Genomic DNA, 14565 nt, shown 5'->3' on the forward strand with positions numbered 1-14565 from the left:
CGCGCCAGGCCATGGCCAGCAAGCCGGAAAGTCCGATCGAGCCATTCAAGCGCGCGCTGACCGCAGCGACGCGGGCGATTTCGCACGACCGCGACCTGCAGGTCAGCTTCGGGCCGGAAACCCCGGGCCTGCGGGGCAAGCGCGCACGCCTGCCGGTGCCGGGTCGCGATCTGCCGGCGGCCGAGGTCGCGCAGATCCGCGGCATGGCTGATGCCATGGCTCTGAAGCTGCGCCATCACGACGACAGCCTGCATTCCAAGCTGCTGCCCCAGGGCGGCACGGCGCGCGCGGTGTTCGATGCCATCGAGCAGGCCCGTGTGGAAGCCATCGGTGCCACCCGCATGGCCGGCGTGGCGCAGAACCTGAATGCGGCACTGGAAGACCGCTGCCGCTCGAAAGGCTATGCCAAGGTCAAGGATCGCTCCGAGGCGCCACTGGCCGATGTGCTCGGGCTGCTCGCTCGCGAGCGCCTTACCGGAGAACCGGTGCCCAAGCAGGCGCAGAAGATGGTGGCGCTGTGGCGCGACTGGGTCGAGGAAAAAGCCGGCGCCGATCTGGACGGCATGGTGGCCAACTTGAATGACCAGCGCGCCTTCGGGAAAGTCACCCGCAAGCTGATCAAGGACCTCGAACTTGTCGACGACGAAAGCGGCGACATGGACGACGAGGATGAGGGCGAGGACCAGGACAGCCAGGGCCAGCAGCCCCAGAGCGAGTCCGACGGCTCCGATTCCGAGCAGGGCGAAGCGGCCAGCAGCGGCATGGAGCAGGCGGAAGCCTCCGATGCCTCGGGCGGCGAGTCGGTCGAGATGGAAGCCGAAGCCGGCATGGAAGAGCAGGTTGCCGGTTCGGGCGAGGAGGCCGGCAAGGGTCGTCGTCCGCCGATGTCCGACATGATGGGCCATAACCGCGAGCCGACCTACAAGGCCTTCACCAGGCAGTTCGACGAAGTGGTGGGCGCCGACGATCTGTGCGACACCGAAGAGCTGGCGCGGCTGCGGCACCATCTCGACCAGCAGCTCAGTAATCTGCAGTCGGTGGTGGGCAAGCTGGCCAACCGCCTGCAGCGCCGTCTGATGGCCAAGCAGTCGCGCTCGTGGCATTTCGATCTCGAGGAAGGCATGCTGGATGCGGCCCGGCTCGCCCGCGTGGTCGCCAATCCCACCCTGCCATTATCTTACAAGCAGGAAAGCGATACCGATTTCCGCGATACCGTCGTCACCCTGCTGATCGACAATTCCGGGTCCATGCGCGGCCGCCCGATCACCGTGGCGGCGATGTGCGCCGATATCCTGGCACGCACGCTGGAGCGCTGCGCCGTGAAGGTCGAGATCCTCGGCTTCACCACGCGCGCCTGGAAGGGCGGCCAGAGCCGCGAAAGATGGCTGTCGGACAACAAGCCGGCCCAGCCGGGCCGCCTGAACGATTTGCGCCATATCGTCTACAAGGGCGCCGACGCACCCTGGCGTCGCGCGCGGCGCAATCTTGGCCTGATGCTGCGCGAAGGCCTGCTGAAAGAGAATATCGATGGCGAGGCGCTGCTCTGGGCGCACGATCGTCTGCTGGCGCGCACCGAACAGCGCCGCATCCTGATGGTGATCTCGGATGGCGCGCCGGTCGACGATTCGACGCTGTCGGTCAATCCGGGCAATTATCTCGATCGCCATCTGCGCGAGACCATCGACTGGATCGAGCGCCGTTCGCCGGTGGAGTTGACCGCCATCGGCATCGGCCACGATGTCACCCGCTATTACAAGCGCGCGGTCACCATCGTGGATGCCGAACAGCTGGGCGGCGTGATGATGGAAAAGCTCGCCGAACTGTTCGACGAGACCGGTGAGGCGCCGGGGCGCAAAGGCGCGGCGCAGCCGCAGCGCAAGAAGGGCCGCGCGGCCTGAGTCTCTTTTTATGGCGGCCTGAAAGCCGCCCGGATTGCGTCATGTTTCAGCCGTAATCGGCTCCCAATGCTTTGTGCAGGCAAGCATTGGGAGGGGTTCCAACATGTCTAAGCTGCACTACGGCGCCGCATTGGCGCTGCTGATCTCGCTCGGCCTCGCGGCCTGCGAAACCGCACCGGTTGCGACAACAACGACGTCCAGCGCCGGTGCCGCACACGCACCAGTCGCCCGCCGGATCGAAATGAATGTTGCGGGTGGCTATTCGGCCGCTGCACCTGCCGCCGCGCCCATGCAGGCCGGCTATGTGATTCTGCAGGAACAGGCGAGAGATCGCTTCGCCCATGCGCCGGCCAATCCGGTCAGGGCGGTGGCTAGCGAGCCGGTCTCGACCTTCAGTGCCGATGTCGATACCGCCTCCTACGCCGTCGTACGGCGCTTCCTGCGCGCCGGCCAGCGCCCGCCGCAGCAGGCGGTGCGCATCGAGGAAATGATCAACTACTTCGATTACGGCTATACCCGGCCGGCCAGTGCCGACAGGCCTTTTTCCATCGATGCGGCGGTGATGCCTGCGCCCTGGCGCAAGGATGCCAGCCTGTTGCGTGTGGCGCTGCAGGGTTTTGACTTACCCCAGGCCCAGCGAGCGCGTGCCAATATCGTGCTGCTAATCGACGTGTCGGGCTCGATGGACCCGCAGGACCGCCTGCCGTTGGCGAAGTCGGCGATCCGCCTGCTGGTGCGGCAGCTGCAGCCCGAGGATACGGTGGCCATCGTCACCTATGCCGGCACCACCGGCGTGGCGCTGCCGCCGACGCCAGCCAGCAATGCTGCGGCCATCCTGTCGGTTGTCGATGCCCTGAAAGCTTCAGGCGGCACTGCTGGCGGCGCGGGTCTGCAACTGGCCTACCAGGAGGCCGAGAAGAATTTCCAGGCCAAGGCGATCAATCGCGTCATGCTGATGACCGATGGCGATTTCAATCTCGGCATCACGGATCCGGCCAAGCTGAAGGACTTTATCGCCGAGAAACGCAAGACCGGCGTTTACCTGTCGGTCTTCGGCTTTGGCACCGGCAATCTCAATGATGGTCTGATGCAGATGCTGGCACAGTCCGGCAATGGCATCGCGGCCTATATAGACAGCCTGACCGAGGCCCGCCGCACTCTGATCGACGAACTGGCGGGATCGCTGTTCCCGATTGCCGATGACGTGAAAATCCAGGTCGAGTTCAATCCGGCCCGGGTGGCTGAATATCGCCTGATCGGCTACGAGACACGCAGTCTGCGGCGCGAGGATTTCAAAAACGATGCAGTTGACGCCGGCGAGGTGGGCAGCGGTCATCGCGTAACGGCGCTGTATGAGATCGTGGCGCCCGACAGCGCCGCCAGGCTGATTGACCCGTTGCGTTACGGCGCGGCAGCGACGCCGGCCGCCGCGAAAAGCGACGAGATTGCCCATATCCGCATCCGTTACAAGCGTCCGAGCCAGGCGCAGAGCGAGGAAATGGTGCGGGCGGTGACCGCGGACGACGTGTTCAGCAGCGTGGCGCGCGCGCCAGCGGATCTGCGCTTTGTCGCCGCTGTTGCTGGCTTCGGCCAGTTGCTGCGCAACGAACCCTATACCAGCGGCTTCAACTATGCCGATGTGGCGTCGCTGGCCGATGCGGCGCGCGGCATGGATGCCGGCGGGTATCGGGCTGAATTCGTGCAGCTGGTCCGGGATGCCGGCGCGCTTGCGCCGGTGGCGCAGCAGTCGCGGCAGTAAGCCGGTCAGTTGAGTTTTTTTAGCGACGCCAGCAGATTGCCAAGTCCGGCCTTGGCCTTTTCGTTCAGACCCGGCTCCGGTGCTGCAGCTTCGGATTCTGCTGTCGGTGCGGCGGCGGGCTTTTCTGCCGTCGCGCCGCCAAGCACCCGGTTCATCGCCGCGAGCAGCTGCGGCAGCGAGATCGGCTTGGCCACGTAATCGTCCATGCCGGCGGCGATGTAGCGCTCGCGGTCGCCTTCCATCGCATTGGCGGTCAGCGCGACGATGGGGATGGTGGCGCAATCCTTGGGCAGGCGCCGGATCGTCTGCGTGGCGGTGATGCCGTCCATCTCCGGCATCTGCATGTCCATCAGCACCAGATCGTAGGGCGCTTTCTGCACCTGTTCGCAGGCCTCGATGCCGTTGATGGCGACATCCACCTGATGGCCGAGCTGGCGCAGCATCAGGCCGATCACCATCTGGTTCACCTGATTGTCTTCGGCCACCAGGATGCGCAGGTTTTTCTGGGTTGCTGGCCCGTCGATGGCCATGTCCTGCACTTCGGTGACGACGGGCTGGCCTTCCTGCAGCGGCATCACGAACCAGAAGGTGCTGCCCTGGCCCTCGACGCTGTCGACGCCGATGCGGCCGCCCATCAGCTCGACCAGCTGCTTGGAAATGGCGAGGCCAAGCCCGGTGCCGCCGAAGCGGCGGGCGATCGAGCTGTCGGCCTGGCTGAACTTGCCGAACAGGCGGTCGAGCTTGTCGGCCGGGATGCCGATGCCGGTATCGCGCACCCGGACGGTGAGGTAGTAGCGACCATCCTCCATGCGCGCGGCCTCGGCCTGCAGCGTGATGCTGCCGCGGTCGGTGAACTTGATGGCGTTGCCGGCCAGGTTGAACAGAATCTGGCGCAGGCGGCCGGGATCGCCCTTAAGGAAGCGCGGCGTGTCCGGCGCCACATCGCTCGACATCTGCAGGCCCTTCATCACCGCGCGCGGATTCATCATCGAGATCGCGCTCTCGATCAGATGCGGCAGGTCGAAGTCGATTTCTTCCAGATCGATGCGGCCAGCTTCCAGCTTGGAGAAATCCAGGATGTCATTGATCAGTGTCAGCAGATGCTCGGCCGACTCGCGCGCCGTTCCCACCAGTTTGTGTTGGTGCATGGTCAGGTCGGTATTCTGCAGCAGGCCGATGGTGCCCAGCACGCCGTTCATCGGGGTGCGGATCTCATGGCTCATCATGGCGAGGAATTCCGATTTCGCCCGGCTGCCTTCCTCGGCGCGTTCTTTCTCTTCGGCGAAGCGGTCGGCCAGTTCGCGCATGCGGAAGGACTGCTGCTCGACCTGACGCTTGGCGGCTTCCAGATCGGCGATATTGCGCCGCAGGGTTTCCTGCTGCTCCTTCAGCGTGGTGATGTCGGTGCGGATGCCGACGATGCCGCCATCGGAGGTGCGGCGTTCGGTGTTGCGCACCCAGCGGCCGCTGGCCAGGCGGGTTTCGGTGCTGCCGCTGCCTTTACGGAACTGCTCGATGCGCTCGGACAGCCAGTCATCGAGGAATTTCGGATCCAGATCGATGGTGTCGCGCTGGATGCTGGCCTTCAGGATGTCGCTGAAGGTGGCGCCCGGCACTAGGTGATCGGTGATTTCCTTGTACAGCTCGCGATACTTGCTGTTGCTCAGAACCAGGCGTTCGTCCTTGTCGTAGAGGACGAAGCCGTCGGAGATGCTTTCGATCGCGTCATAGAGCTGTCGTTCGGCCTGCTTCACGGCGGTGATATCCGTGCCGATGCCGACAATGCCGCCGCTGACGGTGCGCCGTTCGTGCACCAGCAGCCAGCGGCCATCTTCCAGATAGCGTTCGAAAGGTTCGCCATCCGGATTCTGGTGGCGCGCGACGCGGTCGGCGATCCACTGCTCCGCACTCATGCCTCTGTCAGGTTTCATCAGGCCGCGTTCGACCGCGATCCGGATCATGCCCTCGAAGCTGGCGCCGGGCTGGATTGAATCGGCCATGCGGCGGTTGTGATCGATAAAGCGTTCGTTATACAGAACCACGCAGTCATTCTGGTCATACAGGACAAAGCCATCGCTGATCGCATCGATGGCGTCGCGCAGATTCTGCTCGGCCTGTTTCAGGTCGCTGATGTCGTTGAAGACGGTGATAATGCCGCCATCGACGGTGCGGCGGCGCTGCATGCGCAGCCAGATGCCGGGGAAGGGCTGCGCATCCAGCGGCTTGCCGGTCGGGCTGAGGAATTCCCGCGACAGGGCTTCGACATAGGTGTTCAAGTCGAACTCGCCATCGAAATCCGGCTCGCGCTCGGCGGTGATGCGCATGATCTCGCGGAAATGAATGCCCGGCTTGATGAGCGACGGATCGTGGCGGGTCATTTCGTAATAGCGCTGGTTCGCCATCACCATGTAGCCGTCGCGGTCATACAGCACGAAACCCTCGGTCAGCGTCTCGATGGCATCGCGCAGGCGCTCTTCCGCCAGCTTGAGATCGGTGATGTCGCTGGCGACCAGGATGGTGCCGCCTTCCGCCGTGCGGTGGCGCACGTTGCGCAACCAGCGGCCGGGGAGGAATTCGCCGTCGACTGGGCGGCCCGATGGATTGTGATAGTCCGCGCGTGCGGCCGTGATGTAGCCATGATGATCGGCATTAGGCCAGGATTTCGCCCGGCGCGCAGCCGCCGTATCGACGATATCGTCCATGGTCGCACCCGGCTTCAGGCTGTCGGGTTCGATATCGAACACCTCGTAATAGCGGTGATTGGCCATCACCATGCGTCCATCCGGCCCGAACAGGATGAAGCCTTCCGCCAAGGATTCGATGGCATCGCGCAGGCGGGCTTCTGCCATTTTCAGATCGGTGATGTCGCTCATCACCACGATGGTGCTGCCGTCGTTGGTGCGGTGGCGGGCGCTGCGGATCCAGCGGCCAGGGATGCCTTCGCGGTCGAAGGGCTGGCCGGTCGGATTGCGATGCTCCTCGCGCAGGCGGGCGGTATAGGCGCTCTGGTCGACGCCGGGCCAGGCGATCTTGCGCCGGGCTATGATGATGTCGATCAGGTCTTCATAGCTGATGCCCGGCATCACGATATCGGGATCGTGATCGGTCATCTCGTAGAAGCGCTTGTTGGCCAGCACCATGCGGTCGTCCGGTCCGTAGAGCACAAAGGCGTCCGACAGCGCGTCGATGGCATCGCGCAGGCGCTTTTCAGCCATCTTCAGGTCGGAGATGTCCGCCACCATGCTGATGACGCCGCCATCGCTGGTCCGGTGGCGCACAGTGCGCAGCCAATAGCCGGGCCGGGCCTGGATGTCGAACGGCTTGCCGCTCGGACTGGCGAAATCCGCGCGCAGCCGGGCGACATAGGCGGCGGCCTCGGCGGAACGGCCGTTGGCTTTTCCTGTCGCCAGGATATTGGCCATGATCTCGTTGTTGTAGACGCCGGGCCGGACCACACTCTCCTCATGGCCGGTGAGTTCGTAATAGCGCCGGTTGACGGTAATCAGGCGGCCATCGGGGCCGAACAGGGCGAAGCCCTCGGCCAGGCTGTCGATGGCATCGCGCAGCCTTTGCTCGGCGTCTTTCAGAGCGGTGATATCGGTGATGATGTCGACCGCGCCGCCTTCCTGGGTCGGGTTGACGGTGAAGCGCAGCCAGCGTCCGTCGACGGTCCGTCGTTCGAACTGGTAGCCGCGCTTGCGGTTGAACAGCATGTCGTCGCGATAGGCGACGCGGCGGGCGCGCTGTTCCGGGCTTACGGCGCCGAAATCGTTTTCCAGCGCGGCCATCACATCGGCGAAGGTCACGGGAAGCTGGCCTTCGAACCGCGCCAGGGGCGGCAGAAGCTCGACGGTGCGATGGTTGAAGCGGATTAGGCGATTCTGTTCGTCGTAGAGCAGGAAGCCGTCCGACAGGCTGCTGATGGCATCGCTCAGGCGCTGTTCGGCGGCATGACGGCGGCGCATCTGGCGCCGCAGCAGGATCAGCAGGCTGATGCCGGCGGCGGCGGCGAGCAGGACCGAGGCCATGCTGATCAGCAGATTTTCACGCCAGGTCGCCAAGACCCGGTCGCGCGAGATGCCGACGCCGACGATCAGGGGATAACCGGTCACGCGGTTCACCGCCAGGAAACGGACGATACCGTCCAGCCCGCCGCTGGTGGTCAGGTCGCTGCGGGCCTGCTCGTTGTAAGGCGGCTTGAACAGCATCAGGTTGGCCGCGGACGTGCCGATGCCGGGGCCATTTTCCGGCACGCGGGCGATGCGGCTCCCCGATGCGTGATACAGCACCAGCGATGTCTCGCTGTCGATCACGGCTTCGCGATAGAAGCTGAGGAAATATTCGGGCTCGATGGAAACCGAGATCACGCCGCCGAAGCTGCCGTCGGGCTTGTTGATGCGGCGGCTGGCGCTGATGCCCCACATCTGGTTGATGCGGCTCTGGCGCGGCTCGTCGATGAACAGACCCTGATGTGGATGGTCGCGATGAACCTGGAAATAGGGCCGGTCGGCACCGTTGAAGCTGCGCGGCATCACGGCGCCACTGTCGAGGATGGAATCGCCATTCTCGTCCAGCACGATGAAGGCGCGCACCTGTGGCAGATCCGCCAGGCGCGCATTCATTCGCTCGCGCAGGGCCGACATGCTGCTGATCTGGCCGCTGCCGGCCATGCCGCTCAGGGTTTCGGCGAAGTTGATCAGGAAGATGTCGACGGCACCCAGGCTGCGGCCGGCATGCTCTTCCAGCAGGTTGGCCATCGAACGGGCGGTTGCCCGGCCGGACGTAATCTCGTCATTATACTGGCGGTACAGTTGCAGGCCGAGCAGGGCTGCCAGCAGCAGCACCATGGCGCCGACGAACAGCACCGGCGTCCGGGCCGGGGTAAAGGCCAGACGGGAGTCTTTCGAGGTGTTGTTTGCAACCTGGTCGGTCATTGTAGACGTAAGATCCTCCACCTTTGGGAAGCATACCGAATGACGGCCCTGCGCCAAGCTAAACATTCGACAAGCATTGTTTTAACTCTGCTTTTCCTGATTTTTGCCTCCGGCGGTCCGGTCGTTGCCCAGCCGCTGGCCGTGCAGGCCGAGGCCTTGCCGCTGAGTGTGGAGCCGGGGGTCCCGAACCGGCTCGGCAGCCTGACCTATCTGGGCGGTCTGGTGCTGTCGGCCGGCGGCGGCACTTTCGGTGGCTATTCGGGCATCGCGGTCGATGCGGACGGCGCCGGCCTGTGGGCGATCTCCGATGTGGGGCACTGGCTGCGGCTGGACTTTCAGCGCGATGCGGCCGGACTGCCCAACGGCGTGGCCGCTGCGCAGATCCTGCCGCTGCGTGATGCCAATGGTGCGACGGTGACACGCAAAGTGCTGAGCGATGCCGAGGGTCTGCGCCGCCTGGCGGACGGGCGCTGGCTCGTAGCCTTCGAGCGCGCCCATCGCCTGTGGTATTTCGACCGGCCGGGCGGCGCTGCGGCCGGCACGCTTTCGGTGCCGGCTTCGGTCGCCGACCAGCCCGACAATGGCGGCATCGAGGCAGTTGCGAGTTTCCCCAATGGCGAGCTGATGCTGTTCAGCGAAGAGAAGCCCGCGCTGGTCGGCGGCGGCAGCGAAAACACGGCGGTCTGGCTGTGGCGCGAAAGCCGCTGGCACGATCTGGCCTGGACGGCGCGCGATGATTTCAGGCCGACCGATGCAGTGGCATTGCCCAATGGCGATGTGGTTCTGCTGCAGCGCTATTTCACACCGCTGGTCGGCCCGAAGGCCCGCCTGACCCGCATCGCGGCCGGCGATATCCGGCCCGGTGCCGTGCTGCAGGGAACATTGCTGGCGGAACTGGCGCCGCCGGTCGCGGTCGACAATATGGAAGCGCTGGATGTGCGCACCGCTGCCGATGGCAGCCTGTGGCTCTATGTGATGTCGGACGACAACCAGAACAGCCTGCAGCGCACGCTGCTCATGGTCTTCCGGCTCGATCCGTGAGCGGAAACGAAAACGCCCGCCGGCATCGCTGCCGGCGGGCGTTTGAAACCGTAAAGGTCGAAGGGCTTAGGCCGCCTTGGCAGCCAGGGCCTTCTTGATCTTGCGCTTGATGACGCGGGCGGGCGCCGACAGCAGCTCGTCCTTGGTCTTGATCAGCCAGTTGTCGATGCCGCCGTTATGCTCGACCGAGCGCAGGCCGTGGCTCGACACGCGCAGCGTCACGTCGCGACCCAGCGCTTCGCTGATCAGCGAAACGACATGCAGATTCGGCAGGAACCGACGCCGGGTCTTGTTGTTGGCGTGGCTGACATTGTTGCCGCTCTGAACGCCCTTGCCGGTGACTTCGCAACGACGAGCCATGGTGAACCTCTAACTTTCCAGTGTTTGCCGTAAATTTGGTGGCCGGTTATAGGGACTGGGCCCCCGGCCGTCAACCGGCAAAACCCGCTTCCGGGCCGGGTTCGGCCCCGCCGCGCGATCTGCGGTATTAACGTTCGGGAATGGCGGGGGAAATGGCCTGAATCCCGCGTTGACTCCGCCCCGGCGACCCCCTATACAGCGGGACCGATTTTGCCGGGGCCCCCGCGGGCTCCCGCATATGTATGTTTATTGAAGGCTTTTTGCCGGTTTTCCGCAAAAAGCCGGCTGTCAGACGGAGAGCCGCTGTGAAACGGACCTATCAACCCTCCAAGCTGGTGCGTAAGCGCCGCCATGGTTTCCGCGCCCGCATGGCCACCGTCGGTGGCCGCGCGGTCATCGCTGCCCGCCGCGCCCAGGGCCGCAAGAAGCTTTCGGCTTAAGTCCGTCCGCGATGGCGACGGGCGGTGTCGAACGACTCCGCCGCCGCGCGGATTATCTCCGGGTGCAGGCGGCCGAGCGGCGCGTGGCGCTGCCGGGACTGCTGCTGCAGGCCGCACCCGGTGAAACCGGCTGCTGCCGTGTTGGCTTCACCGCCTCGCGTAAGGTTGGCAATGCTGTCCTGCGCAATCGCGCCCGCCGCCGCCTGAAGGCGCTGGTGCACGAACTTCTCCCGCAACATGCCCTTCCTGGGCACGATTATGTGCTGGTTGCGCGCCGCGACACGCCGCAGCGCGACTATGCCGCGTTGCGCCGCGATCTCGAAGCTGCCCTGCGCAAGCTGAAGCTGTGGCAGGCCGTGCCAGCAGGGAATCCAGGCGAGTCGGCCGGGGGTGCGGCATGACGCCGCTGGCCCGCCTGCTCAGCCTGCCGATCAAGGCCTACCGCCTCGTACTCTCGCCCTGGATCGGGCATAACTGCCGCTTCCAGCCGACCTGCTCCTGCTATGCGCTCGAAGCGCTGGAGAAGCATGGTGCGGCGCGCGGCGGCTATCTCGCCGTGCGGCGGCTGGCGCGGTGCCATCCGCTGGGCAGCAGCGGTTACGATCCGGTGCCGCCTGCTGCATCCGAGTCCGTGTCACAAAAAGCCGCTACCGTTTCGTCACCCTCTTCCGTACAGCAAGGTTCAGTCTGATGTCCGACCAGAAGAATCTCATCATCGCGATCGTCGTCTCGGTCGCGATCATGCTTGGCTTCCAGTTCTTCGTGGAGGCGCCGAAGCAGGAAAAGCTGCGCCAGCAGCAGGCCGCACAGCAGATCGAAGCCGGCACCGCGCCGCAGGCGCCGGGTGCCCCGAATACCACGACCGGTCTGCCGCAGCTGCCCAGCCTGGCCCAGCAGATCGACATGGCGGCGACGCGCGACAAGGCGCTGGCCGACAGCCCGCGCGTGAAGATCGAAGGCAAGCGCCTCACCGGTTCGCTCAATCTCGTCGGCGGCCGGATCGACGATGTGGTGCTGCCGGAATACAAAGAGACGATCAAGGCCGACAGTCCGCCGATCCATCTGCTGTCACCGGCCGGTGGCCCGTCGCCCTATTATGCCGAATTCGGCTGGACCGTGGCCGGCGGCGGCGTGGCGCTGCCCGATGCACAGACGCGCTGGACCGCCGATGGCAGCGTGCTGCGTTCGGGCCAGCCGCTGAAGCTGACCTGGGACAACGGCCAGGGCCTGGTCTTCACCCGCACCATCACGCTGGACGACAATTATCTCTTCACCGTCACCCAGGCCGTGGAGAACAAGGGCGACAAGGCGATCACGCTGTTCCCCTATGCGCTGGTGTCGCGTCATGGCACGCCGCATACCGACGGCCTCTACATCCTGCATGAAGGCCCGGTCGCCGTGTTCCGCGAGAAGACCGGCGACAAGGGCACGCTGAAGGAACTCAGCTACAAGGATCTCGCCGACGACAAGGCGCGCGAATTCGACACCATCGGCGGCTGGATCGGCTTCACTGACAAATACTGGCAGACCGTGCTGGTGCCGGGCGTCGAGCAGACCGTGAAGGCGCGCTTCAGCCATGCCAAGCCCAATGCCGGCCTGGAGCGCTATCAGGCCGACTATCTCGGCGCGGGCCAGCAGCTGGAACCGGGCAAGAGCGTCAGCGCCACCACGCTGCTGTTCGCCGGCGCCAAGGAAGTGCGCGTGCTCGACCGCTACGAAGAGCAGCAGAAGATCGCCCGCTTCGAGCTTTCGATCGACTGGGGCTGGTTCCACTTCCTGACCAAGCCGATGTTCTACAGCATCGAATGGCTCAAGGGCGTGCTGGGCAATATCGGCCTCGCCATGCTGGCGGTCACCGTCATCGTCAAGCTGCTGTTCTTCCCGCTCGCCTACAAGTCCTATGTGGCGATGAGCTCGATGAAGAAGCTGCAGCCCGAAATGCAGGCCATGCGCGAGCGCTATGGCGAAGACCGCGCCAAGATGCAGCAGGAGCTGATGGCGCTGTACAAGAAGGAGAAGGTCAACCCGGCCGCCGGCTGTCTGCCGATCCTTCTGCAGATTCCGGTTTTCTTCGCGCTTTACAAGGTGCTCTATATCGCCATCGAAATGCGCCATGCGCCCTTCTACGGCTGGATCCAGGATCTTTCCGCGCCCGATCCGACCACCTGGCTGAACGGCTTTGGCTTCCTGCCCTGGGACGTGCCCAATCTCGGCCCACTGCATATCATCTCGATCGGCGTCTGGCCGATCATCATGGGCATTTCCATGTGGCTGCAGATGAAGATGAATCCGCAGCCGCCGGATCCGGTGCAGCAGAAGATCTTCGCCCTGATGCCGATCGTCTTCACCTTCATGCTCGGCTCGTTCGCGGCTGGCCTGGTGATCTACTGGAGCTGGAACAACACGCTCTCGATCCTGCAGCAGTATGTGATCATGAAGCGCATGGGCGTGAAGATCGGCGGTGGTGCCGAAAAGCCCGACCCCGCGCCGAAGCCGAAGAAGTAGACTGGCATGACCGACCTGCCGGCGCCGGACGAAGGATTTGCACCGGCCGCGCTGGAGCGCGGCCGGCTGCTCTTCGCCGGGCCCTGCGACTTCTTTGCCGGCGCCATGACCGTGCCGCAGCTGCCGCCGGCACGCGGACCGGAGATCGCCTTTGCCGGCCGTTCCAATGTCGGCAAGTCGTCGCTGGTCAATGCGCTCTGCGGCCGCAAGGCGCTGGCCCGCACTTCCAATACGCCGGGCCGCACCCAGCAGCTCAATTTCTTCGATCTGGGCCTGGGCACCTTCAGCCTGGTCGACCTGCCGGGCTATGGCTATTCCTCGGTCGGCAAGGCGAAGGCCGAGGCCTGGACCGAAACCACGCGGGCCTATCTGAAGGGCCGGCCTGAGCTGAAGCGGGTCTGCCTGCTGGTGGATGGCCGCCACGGACTGAAGACCGGCGACGAAGACATCATGAAGCTGCTGGATAAATCGGCGGTGATCTACCAGGTGATCCTGACCAAGGCCGACAAGACCAGCCAGGCCGAACTGGCCGCGGTCAAGGCGGCCACGGCCGCCGTGTTACAGAAGCATGTCGCCGCCCATCCGATCATCCGCGTCACCTCCAGCCACGACGATCTCGGTATCGCCGAACTCCGGGCCGAGCTTGCAGCCCTGGCCTGACGCCCCGTATAACCGTTCCAACCGATAAACACGCCGAGAAGCAGCCATGAAGACGACGACCGGCCCGCAACCGCTGGAAGCGCATCTGCAGCAGACCGCCAGGGTTCTGTCCGAGGCGCTGCCCTATATGCGTCGCTTCGCCGGTCAGACCATGGTGATCAAGTATGGCGGCCATGCCATGGGCGACGAGGCCCTGGCCATGCAGTTCGCCCGCGATGTGGTGCTGATCAAGCAGGTCGGCATCAATCCCATCGTGGTGCATGGCGGCGGTCCGCAGATCGGCGCGATGCTGGAGCGCCTGAAGATCAAGAGCGAGTTCGTCGATGGCCTGCGCGTCACCGATCAGGCGACCGTCGAGATCGTCGAGATGGTGCTGGCCGGGTCGATCAACAAGGCGATCGTCACTGCGATCAGTGCCGCCGGCGGCACCGGCCTGGGCCTCAGCGGCAAGGACGGCCGCCTGATCGAGGCGCGCAAGTTGCGCCGCTCGGTCCGCGATCCCGGCTCCAACATCGAGAAGATTCTCGATCTGGGCTTTGTCGGCGAGCCGACCCGGATCAATCCCGGCATCCTGCAGACCCTACTCAGTTCCAACGTCATTCCGGTGGTGGCGCCCATCGGCATCGGCGAGAACGGCGAGACCTACAACATCAATGCCGATACTTCGGCCGGCGCGATTGCCGCCGCGGTCGGCGCCACCAAGCTGCTCATGCTGACTGACGTGGCCGGCGTGCTGAACAAGGACAAGAAGCTGATCCCCAGCCTCACAGCCAAGGAATCGCTGGTGCTGATGGGCGATGGCACCATCACCGGCGGCATGATCCCCAAGGTGGAAACCTGCCTGGATGCCGTGCGTGGCGGCGTATCGGCGGCCCATATCCTGGATGGCCGCATTCCGCATGTGCTGCTGCTCGAACTGTTCACGGCGCATGGCGTCGGCACGATGATCGAACGGACGCCCTGACGCG

The 14565-nt window shown here is 64.7% G+C and carries 11 protein-coding genes; 9 read left to right on the top strand and 2 right to left on the bottom strand.

Annotated features, from left to right (window positions below; all coding sequences use genetic code 11):
- The first annotated feature begins 11 nt into the window (after positions 1 to 11).
- Positions 12 to 1898 carry a cobaltochelatase subunit CobT gene (gene cobT / locus AC1ROB_RS05765; RefSeq protein ID WP_492972165.1) on the top strand — a complete coding sequence of 629 codons (1887 nt, stop codon included), beginning with the start codon at positions 12 to 14 and terminating at the stop codon, positions 1896 to 1898.
- Positions 1899 to 2001: 103 nt separating this feature from the next.
- Positions 2002 to 3657: a vWA domain-containing protein gene (locus AC1ROB_RS05770; RefSeq protein ID WP_492972164.1), complete on the top strand. Its 1656-nt coding sequence runs from the start codon at positions 2002 to 2004 to the stop codon at positions 3655 to 3657.
- 5 nt (positions 3658 to 3662) lie between these two features.
- On the opposite strand, the gene AC1ROB_RS05775 is transcribed toward AC1ROB_RS05770, so the two are convergent.
- Complete coding sequence (locus AC1ROB_RS05775; RefSeq protein ID WP_492972163.1) at positions 3663 to 8591, bottom strand: PAS-domain containing protein; 4929 nt, start codon at positions 8589 to 8591, stop codon at positions 3663 to 3665.
- Between the two features lie 141 nt (positions 8592 to 8732).
- Here AC1ROB_RS05775 and AC1ROB_RS05780 point away from each other — a divergent pair, with 141 nt between their 5' ends.
- Complete coding sequence (locus AC1ROB_RS05780; protein ID WP_492972162.1) at positions 8733 to 9632, top strand: esterase-like activity of phytase family protein; 900 nt, start codon at positions 8733 to 8735, stop codon at positions 9630 to 9632.
- 66 nt (positions 9633 to 9698) lie between these two features.
- On the opposite strand, the gene rpmB is transcribed toward AC1ROB_RS05780, so the two are convergent.
- Positions 9699 to 9992, bottom strand: a complete 294-nt coding sequence (gene rpmB, locus AC1ROB_RS05785) for a 50S ribosomal protein L28 (protein WP_492972161.1) — start codon at positions 9990 to 9992, stop codon at positions 9699 to 9701.
- A 305-nt stretch (positions 9993 to 10297) separates the two neighbouring features.
- On the opposite strand from rpmB, the gene rpmH reads away from it, so the two are divergent.
- The 6 genes from rpmH to argB are packed head-to-tail and all read left to right on the top strand — an operon-like array spanning position 10298 to position 14561.
- On the top strand, positions 10298 to 10432 hold the full coding sequence (rpmH, locus tag AC1ROB_RS05790; protein ID WP_492972160.1) for a 50S ribosomal protein L34: 135 nt from the start codon (positions 10298 to 10300) through the stop codon (positions 10430 to 10432).
- Between the two features lie 11 nt (positions 10433 to 10443).
- Positions 10444 to 10833: a ribonuclease P protein component gene (gene rnpA / locus AC1ROB_RS05795; protein WP_492972159.1), complete on the top strand. Its 390-nt coding sequence runs from the start codon at positions 10444 to 10446 to the stop codon at positions 10831 to 10833.
- The gene (gene yidD / locus AC1ROB_RS05800; RefSeq protein WP_492972158.1) at positions 10830 to 11123 is read left to right on the top strand and encodes a membrane protein insertion efficiency factor YidD; all 294 of its coding nucleotides are present in this window, start codon (positions 10830 to 10832) and stop codon (positions 11121 to 11123) included. Before rnpA ends, yidD begins: the two co-directional genes overlap by 4 nt.
- Positions 11123 to 12937: a membrane protein insertase YidC gene (gene yidC, locus AC1ROB_RS05805; RefSeq protein ID WP_492972157.1), complete on the top strand. Its 1815-nt coding sequence runs from the start codon at positions 11123 to 11125 to the stop codon at positions 12935 to 12937. Before yidD ends, yidC begins: the two co-directional genes overlap by 1 nt.
- A 6-nt stretch (positions 12938 to 12943) precedes the next feature.
- Entirely contained in the window at positions 12944 to 13597 is a 654-nt protein-coding gene (gene yihA, locus AC1ROB_RS05810; RefSeq protein WP_492972156.1) for a ribosome biogenesis GTP-binding protein YihA/YsxC, read from the top strand.
- Between the two features lie 46 nt (positions 13598 to 13643).
- Positions 13644 to 14561: an acetylglutamate kinase gene (gene argB / locus AC1ROB_RS05815; protein ID WP_492972155.1), complete on the top strand. Its 918-nt coding sequence runs from the start codon at positions 13644 to 13646 to the stop codon at positions 14559 to 14561.
- Positions 14562 to 14565: the final 4 nt, after the last annotated feature.

The sequence above is a fragment of the Ferrovibrio sp. GW821-FHT12F09 genome (genome assembly GCF_058806775.1).